Source organism: Streptomyces sp. NPDC051315 (assembly GCF_044455165.1).
Classification (GTDB): Bacteria; Actinomycetota; Actinomycetes; order Streptomycetales; family Streptomycetaceae; genus Streptomyces.
In genome coordinates this window covers 101,008-118,115 of record NZ_JBITEN010000017.1, presented here as the reverse complement: position 1 = coordinate 118,115, position 17,108 = coordinate 101,008, and the positions used below count along the sequence as shown (strand labels likewise).

Here is a 17,108-nt window from a genome sequence, read left to right as displayed (position 1 = left end):
GGCTCGGGACGGCGGCGGCGCGGCGGTGGCCGCGGATCACGTGAAGACGTGGTGGTAGGGGACGTTCCACTCGCTGGGCAGCCGCGGGTAGAACGTGTTGATGACCGTCCCCGTGAAGTCCCCGCCCCAGTTGTAGGTGAGGCGCACCTCGCTGTCGGCCGCCACCGCGTGGTCCTTGAACCCGAGGATGGTGTCGGGGTGAGTGATCGGCACGAAGGTGATCCCGCCCCACGGCGTCACCGTGACGACCCATAGCTGGGTGTCCTCGGGCGCGCCGTTCTTCCCTCGCCACAGTGCGTCCACCGCGTCGGGCAGGCCGACCTGGACGGTGTCGGCCGTGCTCTTGGGAGCCTCCTGGTGGACAGTGATGCGCCGGCGCAGCGGCTTGGGCGCGCCGTCGTCGCCGCGCCCGTCGTCGACTGCGCCTGCGCCGGGGCCCGCAGCGGCGGGTTTGGGCGGCACCTGGCCCGCGGCGCTCTCGATGAAGTACAGCGGTCGCTGCCCGAAGAAGCCGGCGGGGGTGATGTGCCAGAGGTGGCCCTGCGCCTCCTTGGTGGCCGGGTCGAGTGCGGTGGCCAGCTTGACCCCCTGGGTGTGGCTGGAGTCCGCCAGCTCGGCGGGCCGCAGGTAGCCGCCGTTGAGGGCGTGGACGAGCATGACCGGCCGGTTCTCGACCAGCGCTGCCACGATGGCGTTGTCGTAGCTGTTCACCGCTACGGGGCCGCCGACCACCAAATTCGCCATCGCCGTGCGTTCTTGGGTGTACATCGCGTAAACCTCACCTGTTCTCGATGTGGCAGAAAATGCGCCGGACACTCGGTGCAGTGGCCTGTCGCGCGGCATTACCGAAGACCCCACACCGTCGGCCGAAAGGGGTTCCGAAAATCAATGGACGACCCGATCGGGAATATCCTCACCGCGGCAACAGCAGTAGTCTGAAAAATCCGCAGGCAGGAGTCTCGTGAGACTGTCGACCAATCAATCGACAGCGCTTCAACTTACTTCCTCACCCGCCGAGTTGGGAACGGGCGGTGATTCCATTTCACTCGTTTGAGCGTGATAGGCAAAGCCGTCTTCCCGAGCAATGGATCCCCTGATAGCTTCGAAATTCGGAAAGCGCGCAGATTTCTGTTCCCATTTCACCGAGCGAGTTTCGGCCAGATCAGTCGAGGACGGGGAATGCCTTCCAACGCGTACAACCTGGACCGGGCCAAGCGGCAGCCGCTGACGAAGAAGAACCTGCGGGAACTGAACATCGATCAGACCTGGCAGTCCATCCTGGACCACCCCAACCTGGTCTACGTCGACGACTACGGCGTGCGGCACAAGCCGGTCGGGTTCTCCGTGAACAAGTCGAGCTTCGGCACTTTCCCCAAGGGTGTGTCGGCGTTCCAGCTGGGCTGGCTCGCCTACATGAACCTCGGGGAACCGCTGATCGAGGAGCGGTGCGACATCGACCAGCCCCCGCCCGACACGTTCTCCTGCCGCTCCTACGTCAACCGCAGCCAGACGGAGCCGATGACCTTCACCGACTCGGTCGATTTCACCGTGTCGAACGGCATCACGTGGTCGCTGAGCGGAGATGCCAAGCTCACATTCGGCGGCAGCGTCAGCGGACAGCTGCAGCTGCAGTTGCAGAACCAGCTCAAGATGGACCTGCAGTCGCAGTTTCAGACACAGTGCCAGAACGAAGTGTCGAACAAGAACGCCAACACCGTGACCAACAAGAACAGCAAGGACAGCGTCGGCGTGGACAACGCCAACGCCACCGAGTCGGCCACGCGGAACGCGGCAACGAACTCCGCGACGAACTCGGTGACGGACTCGATTGCGTTCACGACCCAGGGCAGCGCCACCGGCACCGCGTCGCTCAACGCCTCGCTGGCGCTGGGCATCGCAGCCACCGTCGGCGGCTCCCTGACCACCAGCTGGGCCTCGAAGTCGCAGATCTCCGGCAAGGTCGGGCCGAACTCCCGTGTGGAAATCATCGTCACGCAGCGGCGTTGCTGCAGGCAGTACAGGTACGAGATCCCGGTGACCTTCTCCGGGTTCATCGCGGTGCACTACGCCGTGCCGGTGGCGGTCCTGTCTCCCCCGCAGCCCGGGGACTACCCCGGTCTCGACCAGCTGGTGGCCCGCCCCATCAGCGACCTCCACCTGGCCGGCGGCGGATTCCTTATGCACGGGTGGGCCGAGGTCGTCTCCGCCCTGGATGTCCACCACACGATGTTCGAGGGCGAGAGCCTGACCAACAGCGACCGGGCGCTGCACAAGCAGCCTTCCAACGGATGACCAGGAGGGACGACCATGGTGTTCCACAACATCTTCGGATCCGCGATCACAGGCACGGGGCTCTTCGCGGTGACCACCGACAGTTCCAAGCAGCAATGGGGGGCGGACGTCGACTTCGAGGACTCCGTGGACGGCACCTACGACGACAAAAGCACGAGCCTGTTCAGCAACGCGATCCACGGGGCCTCCTCCCGGGCGAAAGTCGTGCAGGAGCAATCGCCTGAAGCGCGGGTCATCCTGGGATTCCTCGGCTCCTTCATCCAGACCACCAAGGACTCGGCCGAGACGCAGTCCACGTACGCCAGTGAGGCCGGCTCGGTGTTCACCTCGGCGTCCGAGGGCATGCAGGATGCCCGCTCGAACATCCCGAAGGACGACGGGCTGCAGAAGAACTCCGACCTGAAGGAGAAGCCGCAGAGGGGGGACTACGCCAAGGCCCCCAAGACCCCGGAAGCTCCCCAGGCCGCGGAGGCCCCTGCGGCGCCCAAGGCGACCGCTGAGACGCCGCAGACTCTAGGGGAAACCAAGAAGGCCACAACGGCCACGGGGGAGCCATCCGGTTCCCAGTAGTACCCGGTCACGAAGGGGGCAGGGGCGGCCGCCCCTGCCCCCTTCGTGCGTTACACGGGAAGCAGCTGCCACTGCCGGTTTCGGTGGTCGCTCTGCGACCCGTGCTGCTTGATCACCGCGCGGGCGTTGGTGTCGACTTGCAGGATCAGACCACTGTTGCGGTTCGCGATCTCATACACCCGCGGGGTGTCGGTCACCGAGCCCACCGGGATCAACCTCCACTGCTGGTGGTGTGCGTCGCCACCCTCGTAGGCGCGCTGCGTGACCATCGCCCCGGCCGCCTTTCGCCCGTCGACGACCTCGAGGACCTTGCCGCTGCGCACATTCTCGAGCCTGTACAGGACGTCGCCGTTGTCCTGGCCCGACACGACCAGCCGCCACCGCTGGTGATCCCTGGAGACGGCGAGGGTCTGGTGAATCTCGGCGCCGTCCTTGGCGGACTCACGCACGACCGCCATCCGCAATCCGCTGCGGACGTTGGCCCAGGAGACCACCGTGCCCGACTCGGGCAGTCCGGCCATGGCTGCCGACGCAACCTTCCGGACCCGGTTGTTGACGTAGTCGGCGATGTAAAGGGCATCGACGCAGTCAACAGCCAGCCCGAACGGGTAGTTCAGCTGGGCCGAAGCGGCCGGGCCGTCGTCACCGTCGAAGCCCTCGGTGCCGGTACCCGCGACCGTGCTGATCTTCCCGTCAGTCGTGATCCTCCGGACCCGGTGGTTGTTGTGGTCGGAGACGTAGAGGGTGCCGGCGTTGTCCACCACCACAGCCAGAGGGAAGTTCAGCTGGGCCGAAGCGGCCGGGCCGTCGTCACCGTCGAAGCCCTCGGCGCCGGTGCCGGCGACCGTGCTGATCTTCCCGTCGGCCGTGACCTTCCTGACCCGATGGTTGTCGGCATCGGCGATGTAGAGGTCGCCCGCGCCATCCACCGACACCCCGTACGGGCTGTTCAACTGGGCTGAAGCCGCTGGACCACCGTCTCCCTCGAAGCCTGCGGCTCCGGTCCCCGCCACCGTATTGATCTTCCCATCAGTGGTGATCTTCCGGACCCGGTGGTTGTTGTTGTCGGAGACGTAGAGGGTGCCGTTGCTGTCCACGACGAGCCCGTACGGGTAGTTCAACTCGGCGGCGGTGGCGAGGCCGTCGTCACCGCTGAAACCAGCGGTGCCCGTGCCGGCGACCGTGCTGATCTTCCCGTCGGCCGTGACCTTCCTGACCCGATGGTTCTCGGCGTCGGCGATGTACAAGTTGCCTGCCCTGTCCACCGCCACCTCACGCGGATCGTTCAGCTGGGCCGAGACGGCGGCGCCATCGTCCCCGCTGAATCCTGCGACGCCTGTCCCCGCGACCGTGCTGATCCTCCCGTCAGTGGTGATCTTCCGGACCCGGTGGTTGTTGTTGTCGGAGACGTAGAGGGTGCCGTTGCTGTCCACCACGACCCCGTACGGACGATTCAACTGGGCTGAGAAGGCACGCTCGTTGTCCCCTGCGAACCCCGCCTCGCCGGTCCCTGCGACCGTCCTGATCCGAGGGGCGGAGTCTCCACCATCTGCGGCTGCCGCGTGGGCAGTGCTCATCGTCATCCCTTCGCCGTGCACCGACCGCATGTACGGGCGGTTGCCAGTTGGATTTGAGAGAGTCATGTGGGCATGGGGGATTGGCAGGTCCACTTCCGCGTGGTCCTTGTGGAGTACGGAGCCAAGACACCGAACCGGCTCGGCAGTCACCCGCTCCATCGCCCGGACGGGTCTGCTCGGCGGGGCGGCAGTCTTAGATCAGACCGACGCACTCCGAAAGTTGGTGGCGGCCAAGGGCCGATCTGACGATGCCTGCCCTGGCCGCTCGCCTGGGTGACTAGGGCACGTCGAGCCGAGGGCAGCCCAAGCGTTGCGTCGGACGGCGCACCGCGCGGACGGCGGTCTGGGCTGCGGTGATCACTGGTCGATCGTGTACTGCAGGGTCATGGGGGTGCCGTTGCGCGTGATACCCACGGGCACGGTGCTCCCGGCTCGCTTGCTTGCGAGGGCGATGTTGAGGGTTGACGACGTCCTGACGGGCTGCCCGTCGACGGATGTGATGATGTCGTTGATCACGAACCCTGCGGCGGCGGCATTCAAGTCGGGATCGACGTATCGAACTCGGACACCTCCTCCTCCGGGGACGTTCTGGACGAACCCGCCGAAGGCGCCCGGGACGCCCTGCGTGATGTTGACGGTCCAGTCCACCGTCGCGCCTTCGAAAGTGAGACTTCCGGTGAACTGGCCGCCCGCCAGCGGCGCATCATCGTTGGCAGCGACGTAGACCGTCCACGGCCAGATCCAGTGGGTGCGGATTGGGAAGTCGATGGTGGCGGACGAGCCGTCGGGGGCGATGGTCACCGGACAGGCGAAGCCACTGCAGCGGGGGTCCACCTGGGTGATGCGGGTGTACTGCGGGGCCTGGATTGTGACCTGTCCCGGGTCATGTACCTGCTGGTCCGGTGGGAAATCGATGGGCTTGGCCGGCCCTGGGGCGTCAAGATCGGGGATAGCCGACGGGGGAGTTGGCGCCTGCAACGCCATGGTCGCGCCGGACTTGACCGCAGCGGTGGCTGCAGGCGTCATCCCTCCGACCAGCAGGCTCGCTCCGAGCGCGAGCACCGTGCATGCCGCCATGGACCTGCGCATGAACCCTCCACCTCTGACTACCGAAGTAGCCATATAACTGCAAATGACACGTATGCGTGGGGATGAGCTAGTCATATAGCGCTCCCACCTTCTGCACGCTGGCACGGCCTGACCGGCTGGCCGCACGAGCGGCGGGCGGCTTTCGGAAGCGCTGTTCGCGGACCACGGCCTAAAGGCGCCGCTGACGCTGTGCCCGTCGACCGCCAATCCGGCCGGGCAGAGCAGTGGCTGGCTTGGACCGCGGCCGGGGGGCAAGCGTTCAGCTGGACACCGCGTAACCCGCTGCGGGCTGGCCGAACATCTGGGCGATGTGCCAGACGGCGTGATCCGAGCCGTGGAAGAACACTTCCAGGCGTCCGTGGCTGTCGGCCTCGACGACGGGTTCGCCACCGATGTTTTGCGCGATCTGCTCGTGGGCGCTCCAGTCGGCACCGTTGACGACGGTCTGTTCGTTGACCCACAGGTGGCCGCCGCCCCAGTGGAAGACGGCCAGCCGGGCGTCGGCGGCCCGGGCGACGGCCGGGTTTCCGGTCAGGGTGCCACCGAGGCTGGTCAGAGTGGCCCATCCGTTGTAGTCGTCGGTCTGCGGCAGATGCCACAGGGCGTTGTCGGTTCCCCGGAAGAACACTTCCAGGCGCCCGTCGGCGTTGATTCCGACGACGGGATCGCCGCCGATGTCGCGCGCGATGTTCTGGGGACTGGCGAAGGTGCCGTTGGCGTCCTGCTGGCGGACGACCCAGAGGTGGCCGTCGGTGCCGCGGAAGAAGACCTGCAGCCGGCCGCGGGCGTCTGTCGCCACCGCCGGGTCTCCCGACAGGGCGCCGCCCAGGCGGGCAGGGCCGGTCCAGTTGCCGTAGCCGGACTTGGTGGTCTCCCATACATGCCACAGAGCGTTGTCGGTGCCCCGGAAGAACGCCTCCGGACGGCCGTCGGCATTCAGCCCAGGGACCGGGTCGCCCCCGATGCTGTCGGCCAGCGCCACGCCCGGGCCGTAGCCACCGTTGATGACCGTCTGCCAGGGATGCTCAAGGTTGCCCTGCCCGTTTTTGAAGAACACCCCGATGCGCCGCGCGGCTGTCCGCAAGACCAAAGGATCACCGGACAAGGTGCTGTCCCCCAGCTTCTCCCACTCCGACCAGCCCCCCCACGTCTGCTGATGCGCGGTCAACAGCACATCATCTCCGCGCTCCCTGATGAACACCTCCAGACGGCCGTCCGAAGCGGGCGCCACCGCAGGTTTACCCGTGAGCTGCCCGCCGAGCGAAGACACCGGGCCCCAGGACATACCCGGCGTCGAAGGAACTGTCATGTTCTTCCCATCCTGTTGCAACCCCAGCACTCTCAGCAGGGGGAATCACTTTTCGCATTGGATCAACTACCCAACGCGATTGCGGTCAGGCCCGGTCGCAGCTTTATGACGGAGCGTCAGCAGACGCCGGAAGCCGGGAGCGGCCTTCAACGCGCCTCCGCACTGCGCCCCCCACCACCCCGCAGGGACAACAGGGACTCCCACCGCCATTCAGGCGCGAAGAGGCGCGACAGTGCGGTCTGCACGCACCCAGCGTCCGCCCACCTGGTGGCCACTTCGATGACCACCTCGCTGCGGACCCGACTGCCCGGCGGAAGCACCTGCACACGACGTGTAAGACCGCGGCCGTTCAACTGGGCGATCTGGACTGCGGTCCGTCCCCGCAGCCACAGATACAGCGCGCGCCCACCACAAGCGATCACTCCTGCGATCAGGGGCGCCACCACTATCGCGTCCAAGACTGGCTCTTTCGCTCGGGCCCCCAACTGATGGGATGCTGAAGTCCCCTGACGAGGTGTAGTGCAAGACAGACCGCTAACCGTGACGCTGACGCTGTTGCGAACATTGCCCGCGAACTGTGCGCAGCGTCACACCATGCGCGTTATCCAAGGTTGAACATCACTCGGAACTGCACGACTTCATCCAGTCGCACCTGACCCTGCGCTGAAGCCCTGAGCAGATCTGCCACGCTCTGCGCAGACGCTTCACTCATCGGCCGGACATGCACGTGAGTCACGAGACCATCTACCAGGCCCTTTACACCCAAGGCCGCACAGAACTCCGCCGCGAACTGACCCAAACTCCACGCACCGGACGTGTCAGACGGCTCCCTCGCCGCCTGGCCGATCGTCGGCGCTTCCGGGCAGTCAAGAACAAGGTCGTGATCAGCCAACGGCCGCCCGAGGCAGCCGACCGGGCCGTCCCCGGCCACTGGCAAGGCGACCTGATCCTCGGCCGCGAGAAGCACTCCGCGATCGCCACCCTGGTCGCAGTACCCGCTACCTGATGCTGGTCCACCTGCCCGACGGCTACAACTCCGCAGCCGTGCGCGACGCCCTCATCGCCGCGGTCAACCCTCTGCCACCTGACCTGAAACGGTCACTGATCAGGGCACTGAAATGGCCGCTCATCGCGGCTTCAGCATGGCCACTAACGTCCCGGTCTACTTCTGCGACCCCGGCAGCCCGTGGCAGCGCGGCTCGAATGAAAACACCAACGGCCTGCTCCGCCAGTACTTTCCCAAGGGCACCGACTTGTCCGTCCACACTCGCGAACACCTGAACGCGGTCGCCGCCGAGCTGAACAGCAGGCCCCGCAAAACGCTCGGCTGGGAAACGCCGACCGAGGGCCTGTCTACACTGCTCAAGGCCCAACAGAGCCGGTCGTCGGTTTTCCGTCGACACACGGCAGAACCGCGGCAGGGGGAGCGGTGAGAGTACCTGCGGAGCTGGTCGGCACCCGTGTCACACGCACGGCCTTCGACCACCAGGTCCGGATCAGCTTCACCGATCACGCCCCAGACGGCCGCATCCGCATCGAGGGCGAGCTCGTCATCGAGACACCGTTCACCCTCACGGACTCCTCGGGCCACCAGGCCCTACTGATGCCAGCCACTGGACCGTCCCTGGCGCCGGTACTCGACCTGTTCGCCAAGTGCGTCACCGAAACCGAGGTCACCGGGCAAGGCACCCTGTCCCTCGGCTTCGACGACGGCACTCGGCTCAGCATCGAGCCAGACCCCGACTACGAGTCGTGGTACCTCACCGGCTCAGGAATCGATCCCGTCCTGGTTGGCCCAGGCGGCGAAACCGACTGGCAACACTGATCATCGCCGCAACCGACACCGTTGCGGCACTCAACCTGTTGCAACGACCGCTGGGATCCGCCCGGTCGCCCCGACCACAGGGCCGACCACGGCAGGTCAGGAGTCGGCGATGTGGTCGAACCCACTCGGCTGCGACGTTGAGAGATAGATGGCCAGTCGGTCGACGAAGGCCACACGTCAGGGCGGGACGTTGACTCCTACCTGGCCAGAACGTTGACCGGTAGTTGGCCAGCTGCGTGCCCGGAACGGGCCCATCAGGGAGATTGGTGTGTCCGGCCAGGGCGAAGACGTGGTGCCGGTGGCTGTGCACGTGACCGTCTCGCCCAGCAGGGCCTGGATGGGGGCGCGTGGCCGTGGACGGGCCGACGGGCCCCCAACGTGTCAGGGGCCCGTCGGCCCGGGGAGTGACGGCGAGATCATTTCGGGAGCCGCTCCATGATCCACTCGCACAGTTCGGCGGTGATCTCCGTGTGGGCGGTGGTGGTGGAGGAGCACAGGAACTCGTCCAGTTCGCTTTCCGCCGCATCGAGCCCGCTGATCTTGACGTAGAGGTCGTCCTGGTTGCCGATGTCGCGGATGGCGACGGCGCTGACCGAGGGGACGAAGCAGACGGTGGGGTGCCGCAGGTCGGTCGTGCCGCCCTTTTCCTTCAGGGCCTTGGCGATGATTCCGTAGGAGTCGAGGGTGCCGCCGGGGGCGCCGTCGAACTCGGGGAAGTCGTCGGTCTTGACGGTCTTCGAGGCCGTCGGCAGCAGCCGCTTCAGTTCGGCGACCGTGACGCCGTTCCCGGTGGCCTGGGTGTAGAAGGTGGTGCCGGGGAAGACGGTGGCGCCGGTTGACTTCAGGGCCATCTGGCCGGGCGGGACGTTGACGCCCGTGCCGTTGCCGGTGCCGTTGGCGACAGCGATCTTGAGAGGACCCTGAGGCCAGCCGCCGACATCTTCCAGCCTCTGCAGGAAATCGGTGCGCATCGGGTCCTGCCGGTTGGTGCCGTCCGCGCTGTTGTAGTGCCGGTACAGCATCTGCCGCGAGGCCGGGCTGTTGATCTGCTTGGCGAAGGCGTTCTCCTGACCCGGCAGGGTGGGGATGAAGTGGGCGAACGCCTGGATCCCGATGGGGATCACACCGCCGCGGTGCGGGGTGTCGTAGGAGAAGTACAACGCGGTCTCGTGGGCCACGTGCTCGGACTCGAGCTCGGCCAGGGCGTAGCGGGTGATGAGGCCGCCCATACTGAAGCCGCCGACGGCCAGCTGGCTGCTGTCCAACCGCTCATCGACGGTGCGCCGGATGGCTGCCTTCGCGGCCTCGGCGTTGGTGACGATGGAGGCGGTGCGCTCCTGGAAGCCGAGCAGGATGACGGTCCTGCCCTGCTTGCGCAGCTTGGTGATCAGCGGGTAGTCCCGGTCGAGGCCCGCGTAGAGCACGGTCAGGTCGCTCTTGCCCAGGTTGAACCCGTCGGCCATGATGACCGGCCGGCTGACGCCGCGTGAACCCTCGCCGTAGTAGACCCACGCGAAACCGTTCGGCAGATCCCACTCCTGGTCCGGCTCCGGCACCGGATACGGCAGGGGAGATACGGACGTGATCGCATCCCCGAGCGTCAGCCGGCCGATCTTCTGCTCGATGTTCTGCTCTGAAGCCAAAGCGATTCCCCTGTTCTTCACGCGCATGCAGCGCCCTCGGCGAAGCGAGAGCGCTGCATGCGGACTGGTGAGGAGACGTATGCCTCAACACCATCCTTCCTCCAGTTTGGAGGCAAACAGGAGACTTGCGGCATCTGTCACTTATAGGACTGGTACAACCCTGAGGAGGGTTTATTTCACCGCGCCCTAACGAGGCTGCGCCGACGGGGCACTGGCAGCCGAATGGGTCGCAACCAAGCTCCGCTGGAGCCCTGCGGCCGATGAAGCCGAAGTGGCGGCCCTGCGAGAGGCGGCGGCCGGCTGTCCGGACCAGACCGTGACGTACGAGCCAATCGCGTAACTGACCTGTCAACCTGCCACCTCCGGGAGGTGGGGCCGGTACCGCCGCGCCGCCGGGGCGGTGACACCAAACAAGGGGGCAGTGGCCCGTGCGCGGCATGGTCTTCGGCGGGGGCGGATCGTTCCTGCGGTGAAAATTCCTGGGCCGTGCGGGTGAGCCCAGCCGCTTATGTCTGCGCGCGGTGTCCGAGGGCCGGTACACCCGGGGTTGTTCCGTCGTACTGAAGGGTGGTCATGGTGAGCCGAGGCTTGATCGTCGTGGATGTGCAGAACGACTTCTGTGAGGGAGGCAGTATTCCCGTAGCAGGTGGCGCGCGGATCGCGGCCAAGATCGCGGACCTGGTGGAGCAGACAGCGGGCCGTGACTACCAGTACGTCGTTGCCACCCGCGACCACCACATCGACCCGGGAGGTCACTTCTCCCAGACCCCGGACTTCAAGGACAGCTTCCCCGTCCACTGCGTGGCAGGAAACGAAGGCGGCGAATTCCACCCCCACTTCGCACCCGCCGTCACCGGCGGCAAGGTCGACGCCGTCTTCTGCAAAGGCGCCTACAGCGCCTCCAAGAGCGGCTTCGAAGGAGCCGATGAAGAAGGAACGTCCCTCGCCGACTGGCTGCGCGCCCGCGGGGTCGAGGACGTCGACGTGGTGGGCATCGCCACGGACCACTGCGTGCGCGCCACCGCGCTGGACGCCGTGAAGGCCGGCTTCCGCACACGGGTACGCCTGGACTACTCCGTCGGAGTCGCCCCGGACACGACAGCCGCGGCCGTGGACGACTTCCACCAGGCAGGTATCGCCGTATCCGGTGAGGCACCCCTACCGCAGTAGCCCCCGCACCAGGCCCAGCGCGGGAGCGGAACGCTGAGCGAGAAGCAGTTCGCACAGTTGGAGGCGGGGACCGGCGGGAGAACCAGCGGTAGACGGGGGCGCGGGTCAAGACGGTGATCGGCCGGCGCTTCCACCTCACCTACACGATCCAGGGCGTGCGGAAGCTGCTGGTGCGTAACGGCTGGTCCTTCCAGGTCCCGGCCCGAAGCGCGATGGAGCGGGCCGACGGCGCCGTTACGGGGTGGGTCAAGGAGGTATGCCCTTGGGCGGAAGACTCGCGTCGGCCCGTGGAGCCCTGCTCGTCTTCGAGGACGAAGCCGGATTCTCCATGACGCCGCCGCAGGCGAAAACCTGGGCACAGCGTGGCCCGACCCCAGTGGTGCGGGCTCGCGGCCGTGCCCGCACGAGGGGCGTATATTGCGGTGCTGACCTGCTACAAACCCAGTCACCGGGCAAGGCTGATGCACCGGCCGCGCAGAGACCACGGCCGACGCGACGGCCGTAAGAGCCTCTCCTGGCGCGACTACCTAGACCTGCTGATCGCCGCGCACCAGCAGCTCGACGGCCCGATCGCGCTCATCTGGGACAACTGCCGCCGGGCAACGCCGGACCGCGGCCTCAAAAAGCCCTCGTACCGTCCGCACCCGACCTGCTGCTGTTCGCCTCCGTCAGCGCCGATGTCCAGGAACCCGCCAACGCGCACATCGTGGCAGCCAAAACCGGCCTGACCTGCCCGGTCTTCGACGTCTTCAACGCCTGCAACAGTGTCCTGAACGCCCTCGAAGTCGGCGACGCCCTCATCCGCTGCGGCCGATACCGGCGAATCCTGGTGTCCTGCGGCGAGGTCCTGAGCCGGCTCAGCCGCTGGACGATGACCAGCCGCCGCGAGATGCGAACCGCACTCGCCTCCATGACCGGCGGCGACATGGGCGCAGCCCTCCTCGTGGAAGCCAGTACCGAGCCCGGGATCATGGCCGCCACCTTCATGGCCAACTCCACCGGCTGGCCCGCCGCCACTTTGTTCAACCCCCACCAGGCCCCCGGCCTGCCCCATGGACTGGACATCGACTCCGAGCAGCTCCTGGCTTCCTTCCTCGGTCTGGACACCCGGGCCGTCCGGTGGCTGAAGGGGCATGACACCGATCCAGGCGAACTCCGCCTCGTCTGCGTCCACCAGCCGTCCGTCCCGTTCGTGCGCACGATCTCCGAACGCCTCGGCCTCCGGTCCGAAACGGTCGTCTCCACCTTCCCCCGCACAGGCAACGTGGGCGCCGCCACCCTGCCCCTGCAACTCGCCCTCGCCGGCGAACAGGGCCGCCTGTACCCCGGCGTGAAGATCGCCTTGTTCGGCCTGGCCAGCGGTGCCAGCGGCGGCGTCATGCTGATCAACTGGACAGCCTCAGCGGCGCAGGTCCTCTGAGCGGGCATCAAGCAGCTGCCCAACAAGTGCGGGAGGAGCGGGGGTTGTCCGACCGGCCCGGATTGTTCATGAGTTCGGACGGTGTGGGGTAGTCGCGGATGCCGGGTATGGGATGACGTAGTCAGGCGGGGATGTCCTGCCGAGGGCGCGCTCGTCTCCCGCAGTTGCTGTGAGTTCGGTGGCCGTGCCCGGGACGGCGGTGCCCGGCCCGGGCACGAGGGCGTCACCAGGTGATGACGACTGCCCCGTCACCGCCCTTGGCGCCTGCGGCCCCGTTGTGGCCGGAGAGTCCAGGCCTTCGGAGGAGGTCATACGGACCGCTCCGTGTGCGGGCTCGCCTCTGCCTCAGCCGGGGGTTCTCCCACTCGGTGCCATTCCACCCCGGCTGCCATTCGCGAGGGTTGACTCGCTCGGTGATCGCGGTTCGGGATGTTCCCATCCGGGTGAATTCAGGTTTGATGCGGCGATTCGTCGTTCTGGTGACGTGATCATGTGGCTACAGGCGGCGTGCGGAGCGCCCGGAAAGGAAGAAGGCGATCTTGAATTTCATGGTGCGTGTGCTGGAGGGGGCCGCTGCCGGCGCTTTCATGGCGTCGTCGTGGGCGGATCTGTACCGGCGGGACGCGCAGGCGACCCCTTACCAGTCACCGTCGTGGCTCACCGGGTGGGCGCACCAGCTCCCGCCTTCCTCGCGCCTGGTCGTTGCCCTGTGTGAGGGGCCTGCCCGGCAGGTCCTGGCCGGTGTGCCGCTGGTCTGCGACCGTGTGGGCGCCCGACCGCGGACGCTCGCCCTGTCGGCGCCGATGGGGGAGTACGTCCGCGCCGTGGGCCCGGCAGCTGAGGACCCGCAGGTGGCGAAGGCTTTCGCCGGGTACCTCGAAGGGCTGGCGTCCGACGGCCAGCACGTCGATATGGCGGGCCTGCCCGCGGACAGTGCCCTCGCCCGACACCTCACGTCCACCGGCCCCGCCGTTGCGGGGCGGTGGCACACCAGCGTCACCGACTGCGCCGAGATCTCCTTACCCCTTGCCTATGAGGAGATGTCCCGCTCGACCCGACGTGATCACAAGCGACGCCAACGCGCCTGGGAGGAACTCGCCCAACGCCACAAGGTGACCTACCAGCGCACCCGTGACAGCGACGAACTGCTCCCCGCCTACGCGGTCCTGGCCCGCCTGCACGCGCGCCGCTGGGCCGGCCACGCGACGCCTGCCGGCTTACCCCATGCCCCCGGCGCACCCTATTGGCCGGCCGTGCTCGAGCGCTGCGGCGCCGGCATGGCGTTCATCGCCACCCTCGCCGTGGACGACGAGATCGTCGCCGCCCAGCTCTGCCTGACACGACACCGCCGGGCCTACTCCGTGGCGCCGGCCATAGACCCTCTTCACAAAGACCTCGCTCCCGGCCACGCCCTCCTGCGCCACCTCGCACAGGATCTGACCGCGGCCGGATACGAGTACCTCGATCTGGGCCGCACCGTCCCGGGCCAGCACGCCTACAAGGACCAGTACCGGCCACGCTGGAGTAAGACCGTCTCCGCCGTCAGTGCACCACCGACGTGCCTCGAACTGCCCGACGAACTTGCCCGGCCCACCGCAGAGCCTGTCTGAAGCGTGTGCCCCACCCCGCACCCGGATGGGGCCCCAGTCACGGCCCGCAGCGGCGGTTGGCACGGGGCGTGTCTTCCTGCTGTGCTACGGACTGAGCGGCGCGCGCCGTAGTCGCGTTCTCGAGTCGGCTGCGGCACTCGCCTTGGCTGACTGACTGATCTGCAGCGGAGTCGTGGGGCGGTCAGGGGGAGCGGGTCTGTATGTCGTCGGCTGGGGGTCTCGCGTCGTCTGCGGTTGTCGGGCGGGGGAAGAGGTGGTCCTCGAGCGCGTCCATGGCGCAGAGGAATGCCAGCATCAGGGTGGGCACGAGCAGGGCGAGCAGGATCACAGGACCTCCCGGAGGTGGTCGGCCTGTGGAGCCGATGGGGCCGCTTCTCAGGATGGGGCCGAACGGCGTAGTGCGCATGTCATGCACCCTGGCGCAGCGTCGCCGTCGGCGGGTCGGGCCGCCGTCAGTGCGGCGACGTCAGGCCGGGCACCTCGGCGCGGGAGGGATCAAGACGGGCGCGGTGCCAGCGTGCGGGGTGGCGCCACCGCCCGGAGGCATCGCGGGCGAAACGACCAGCCCGTCCATCGATGACTGCGCCGTACCGGGGCGAGTAGCCCGGCGACCGTGCTGCTCGCTGTCTGGGCGAGAGCGCTGGTGCGGCCGGCGTTACTATCGGCGCCGTCGTCGCGCTGCTAACGGCGGCGGCACCAGGGCTTACCCGCGAAGGCGACAGACGGGTCGGTGAGCCCGCCATCCAGCCTGATCCGCAGTGCAGGCATGCGCCAGCGGGACACGGCCGAATGATCCAAAGGGTACGGATGAGCACCGTTGACGCCCGCGTGACACGGACAGTCGAGTGCCTCATCCATTCACCTGACATCCAGGGTTCTCCACGACGTTCAGCGCGTGCTTCACATCGAGCAGCGGCGCGCCCTGCGGTGCCTCTTCGCAGTCCGGCGCGTGCAGCACACCCTGGGCCGGGCCCCGGCCCTCGCGCACCTTCGCGAGTACCCACCCCGGCGGCCGGCGCTCCCCGAGCACCTCGCGGACCGCCGACTTCGGCGACGGCTCCAGTCGATCAGTGGCGACCTGGTCGTAGTCGACGCCGTCGACCGGCCGCACATGGTCGGGAGCGCGGACCCACACCCGGTACTCCGCCGCCTCCACGCCGCCGTTCGACTGGTGAAGAGGCGGTATTCCTGAGGTGCGCTATTTCGGCTCAGCCGACTTCTCTGCGATCACGTCCAGGTCGAGGACGTGTCCGATGCGGCAGTCCTCGTCGCGCCACCATTTCCTTGTTCTCGGAGGCGAGGGTAACCCTGGTGGGTGGCTGGGGTGGCCGGCGGTCGTCGCGAGATGCAGGATGAACAGCGGGGCCTGGGGACGTAGCCTGGCCCGCGCCTGGACAGACCTTCCCGGCCAGCGTGCTTCGCCTGCCGGTGCAGGAGTGCCGCTCGCGCGCCGTCACCCCCAGTTTGAGGACTGCCTGCCTTGGTTGATGCCCGCGCCGTGCAGCCCGCTCCCGCCAGCCCGGCGAATGCTCTGGAGGCCTGTTACCGGCGGAGCTCACCCGGCGTCCGACCGGTCACCGTCGATGCGGGTGGCATCGTCTTGTCCGGCCTGCTGAGCGAGCCCTCACAGACGGCTCCACGCGCAGTAATCATCGCCCTGCACGGTAGCGGTATGAACGCGGGCTATTTCGACGGTCAAGCGCACCCGGACGTGTCGTTGCTCACTCTCGGTGCGCGCCTGGGGTACACGGTGCTGGCGCTGGACCGGCCCGGTTACGGGGCCTCGGCTGCCCGCCTGCCCGCAGGACAACCGCTGACCGCCCAAGCGGCCACCGTGCGGTGCGCCGTCCAGGCATTCACGGCACGCCATGCACCCGGTGCCGGCACGTTTATCCTGGCGCACTCCTTCGGGGCCAAGGTGGCCTTCGCGGCTGCGGCCGACTGGGACACGCCGCATTTGGTGGGCATGGACGTCTCCGGGTGCGGGCGCCGCCTGGCCGTCAACACTAGTTTCGCCGGGTGCGACCGTGGGGGCAGCCTGTGGCGGCTGAACTGGGGACCGCTGGGCCTGTATCCGCCGCAGACGTTCTGGGCGAGCCAGCAGGTCGTCGCGCCCATGCCCGCACGCGAGGTGAACACCGTCGCCAACTGGATACGCCTGTCGGCGGCCATCCTGCCCCGCATCCGCGTCCCCGTCCGGCTCACCTTCGCCGAACACGAGGCCTGGTGGCACCACGGCGATGAAGACATCACCGACCTGAGCGTGCGGCTGTCCGCCGCACCACGGATCGTCATCGACCGTCTGCCGCAGGCCGGCCACAACATCAGCCTCGGTTGGACTGCCCGCGCCTACCACCTGAAAGCCCTGGCGTTCGCCGAAGAGTGCCTCGCCACCGCGCGGCACGCAGCGCCCCGGGACCTCTGACCCTGGCCGCCGCAGTGCCTCACGGGCGGATACGCAGCCGCGGGCGCTGCCGGCGGTGGTGGTGCGCGCCGTCTCGGGCAAGGCGGCTTGCCGTCCAGTGGGCTGTGCACACGACCGGCGCCAGAGCAGGGTGCTGTGAAGATCTGCTCAGGAGCTCACGCTGGCCGGCCATCAGGCC

Annotated in this window: 13 protein-coding genes and 4 pseudogenes; 11 read left to right on the top strand and 6 right to left on the bottom strand. The window is 67.6% G+C overall.

Annotated elements, in window-relative coordinates; translation table 11 throughout:
- Window positions 1-36: 36 nt before the first annotated feature.
- A complete protein-coding gene (locus ACIBBD_RS29075) occupies window positions 37-768 on the bottom strand; it encodes a hypothetical protein (protein ID WP_399422522.1) in 732 nt (243 codons plus the stop codon).
- 411 nt (window positions 769-1,179) lie between these two features.
- Between ACIBBD_RS29075 and ACIBBD_RS29070 the strand changes: the two genes are divergently transcribed.
- Both ACIBBD_RS29070 and ACIBBD_RS29065 read left to right on the top strand, forming a co-directional pair.
- Entirely contained in the window at window positions 1,180-2,292 is a 1,113-nt protein-coding gene (locus tag ACIBBD_RS29070; protein WP_399422521.1) for a hypothetical protein, read from the top strand.
- A 15-nt stretch (window positions 2,293-2,307) separates the two neighbouring features.
- Entirely contained in the window at window positions 2,308-2,862 is a 555-nt protein-coding gene (locus tag ACIBBD_RS29065; protein ID WP_399422520.1) for a hypothetical protein, read from the top strand.
- A gap of 50 nt (window positions 2,863-2,912) precedes the next feature.
- Here ACIBBD_RS29065 and ACIBBD_RS29060 read toward each other — a convergent pair whose 3' ends face one another.
- From ACIBBD_RS29060 to ACIBBD_RS29050, 3 genes are all read right to left on the bottom strand, one after another.
- Window positions 2,913-4,439 (bottom strand): RICIN domain-containing protein, encoded by a 1,527-nt coding sequence (locus tag ACIBBD_RS29060; protein ID WP_399422592.1) that lies wholly within the window; start codon window positions 4,437-4,439, stop codon window positions 2,913-2,915.
- Between the two features lie 357 nt (window positions 4,440-4,796).
- A complete protein-coding gene (locus ACIBBD_RS29055) occupies window positions 4,797-5,528 on the bottom strand; it encodes a PDZ domain-containing protein (protein ID WP_399422519.1) in 732 nt (243 codons plus the stop codon).
- A gap of 259 nt (window positions 5,529-5,787) precedes the next feature.
- Window positions 5,788-6,837 carry a hypothetical protein gene (locus tag ACIBBD_RS29050; protein WP_399422518.1) on the bottom strand — a complete coding sequence of 350 codons (1,050 nt, stop codon included), beginning with the start codon at window positions 6,835-6,837 and terminating at the stop codon, window positions 5,788-5,790.
- A 628-nt stretch (window positions 6,838-7,465) separates the two neighbouring features.
- Here ACIBBD_RS29050 and ACIBBD_RS29045 point away from each other — a divergent pair.
- Window positions 7,466-8,270: pseudogene (locus ACIBBD_RS29045) on the top strand (IS30 family transposase); the annotation flags it as partial.
- Window positions 8,267-8,662 carry a DUF6188 family protein gene (locus tag ACIBBD_RS29040; RefSeq protein WP_399422517.1) on the top strand — a complete coding sequence of 132 codons (396 nt, stop codon included), beginning with the start codon at window positions 8,267-8,269 and terminating at the stop codon, window positions 8,660-8,662. The pseudogene ACIBBD_RS29045 and the gene ACIBBD_RS29040, both read left to right, overlap by 4 nt.
- A gap of 416 nt (window positions 8,663-9,078) precedes the next feature.
- Here ACIBBD_RS29040 and ACIBBD_RS29035 read toward each other — a convergent pair whose 3' ends face one another.
- The gene (locus tag ACIBBD_RS29035; RefSeq protein ID WP_399422516.1) at window positions 9,079-10,332 is read right to left on the bottom strand and encodes an esterase/lipase family protein; all 1,254 of its coding nucleotides are present in this window, start codon (window positions 10,330-10,332) and stop codon (window positions 9,079-9,081) included.
- Window positions 10,333-10,522: 190 nt separating this feature from the next.
- Here ACIBBD_RS29035 and ACIBBD_RS29030 point away from each other — a divergent pair.
- The 6 genes and pseudogenes from ACIBBD_RS29030 to ACIBBD_RS29005 all read left to right on the top strand — a co-directional run.
- Window positions 10,523-10,645, top strand: a pseudogene (locus tag ACIBBD_RS29030) (HNH endonuclease); the annotation flags it as partial.
- A gap of 236 nt (window positions 10,646-10,881) precedes the next feature.
- The gene (locus ACIBBD_RS29025) at window positions 10,882-11,475 is read left to right on the top strand and encodes an isochorismatase family protein (RefSeq protein ID WP_399422515.1); all 594 of its coding nucleotides are present in this window, start codon (window positions 10,882-10,884) and stop codon (window positions 11,473-11,475) included.
- Window positions 11,476-11,579: 104 nt separating this feature from the next.
- Window positions 11,580-11,807, top strand: a pseudogene (locus ACIBBD_RS29020) (winged helix-turn-helix domain-containing protein); the annotation flags it as partial.
- Window positions 11,804-12,065, top strand: a pseudogene (locus ACIBBD_RS29015) (IS630 family transposase); the annotation flags it as partial. The pseudogenes ACIBBD_RS29020 and ACIBBD_RS29015, both read left to right, overlap by 4 nt.
- 116 nt (window positions 12,066-12,181) lie before the next feature.
- Entirely contained in the window at window positions 12,182-12,895 is a 714-nt protein-coding gene (locus tag ACIBBD_RS29010) for a 3-oxoacyl-ACP synthase III family protein (protein ID WP_399422514.1), read from the top strand.
- A gap of 548 nt (window positions 12,896-13,443) precedes the next feature.
- Complete coding sequence (locus ACIBBD_RS29005) at window positions 13,444-14,505, top strand: GNAT family N-acetyltransferase (protein WP_399422513.1); 1,062 nt, start codon at window positions 13,444-13,446, stop codon at window positions 14,503-14,505.
- Window positions 14,506-15,355: 850 nt separating this feature from the next.
- Here the strand turns inward: ACIBBD_RS29005 and ACIBBD_RS29000 are convergent.
- On the bottom strand, window positions 15,356-15,661 hold the full coding sequence (locus ACIBBD_RS29000) for a DUF6233 domain-containing protein (protein ID WP_399422512.1): 306 nt from the start codon (window positions 15,659-15,661) through the stop codon (window positions 15,356-15,358).
- Window positions 15,662-16,036: 375 nt separating this feature from the next.
- Between ACIBBD_RS29000 and ACIBBD_RS28995 the strand changes: the two genes are divergently transcribed.
- Window positions 16,037-16,930: an alpha/beta hydrolase gene (locus tag ACIBBD_RS28995; RefSeq protein WP_399422591.1), complete on the top strand. Its 894-nt coding sequence runs from the start codon at window positions 16,037-16,039 to the stop codon at window positions 16,928-16,930.
- Window positions 16,931-17,108: the final 178 nt, after the last annotated feature.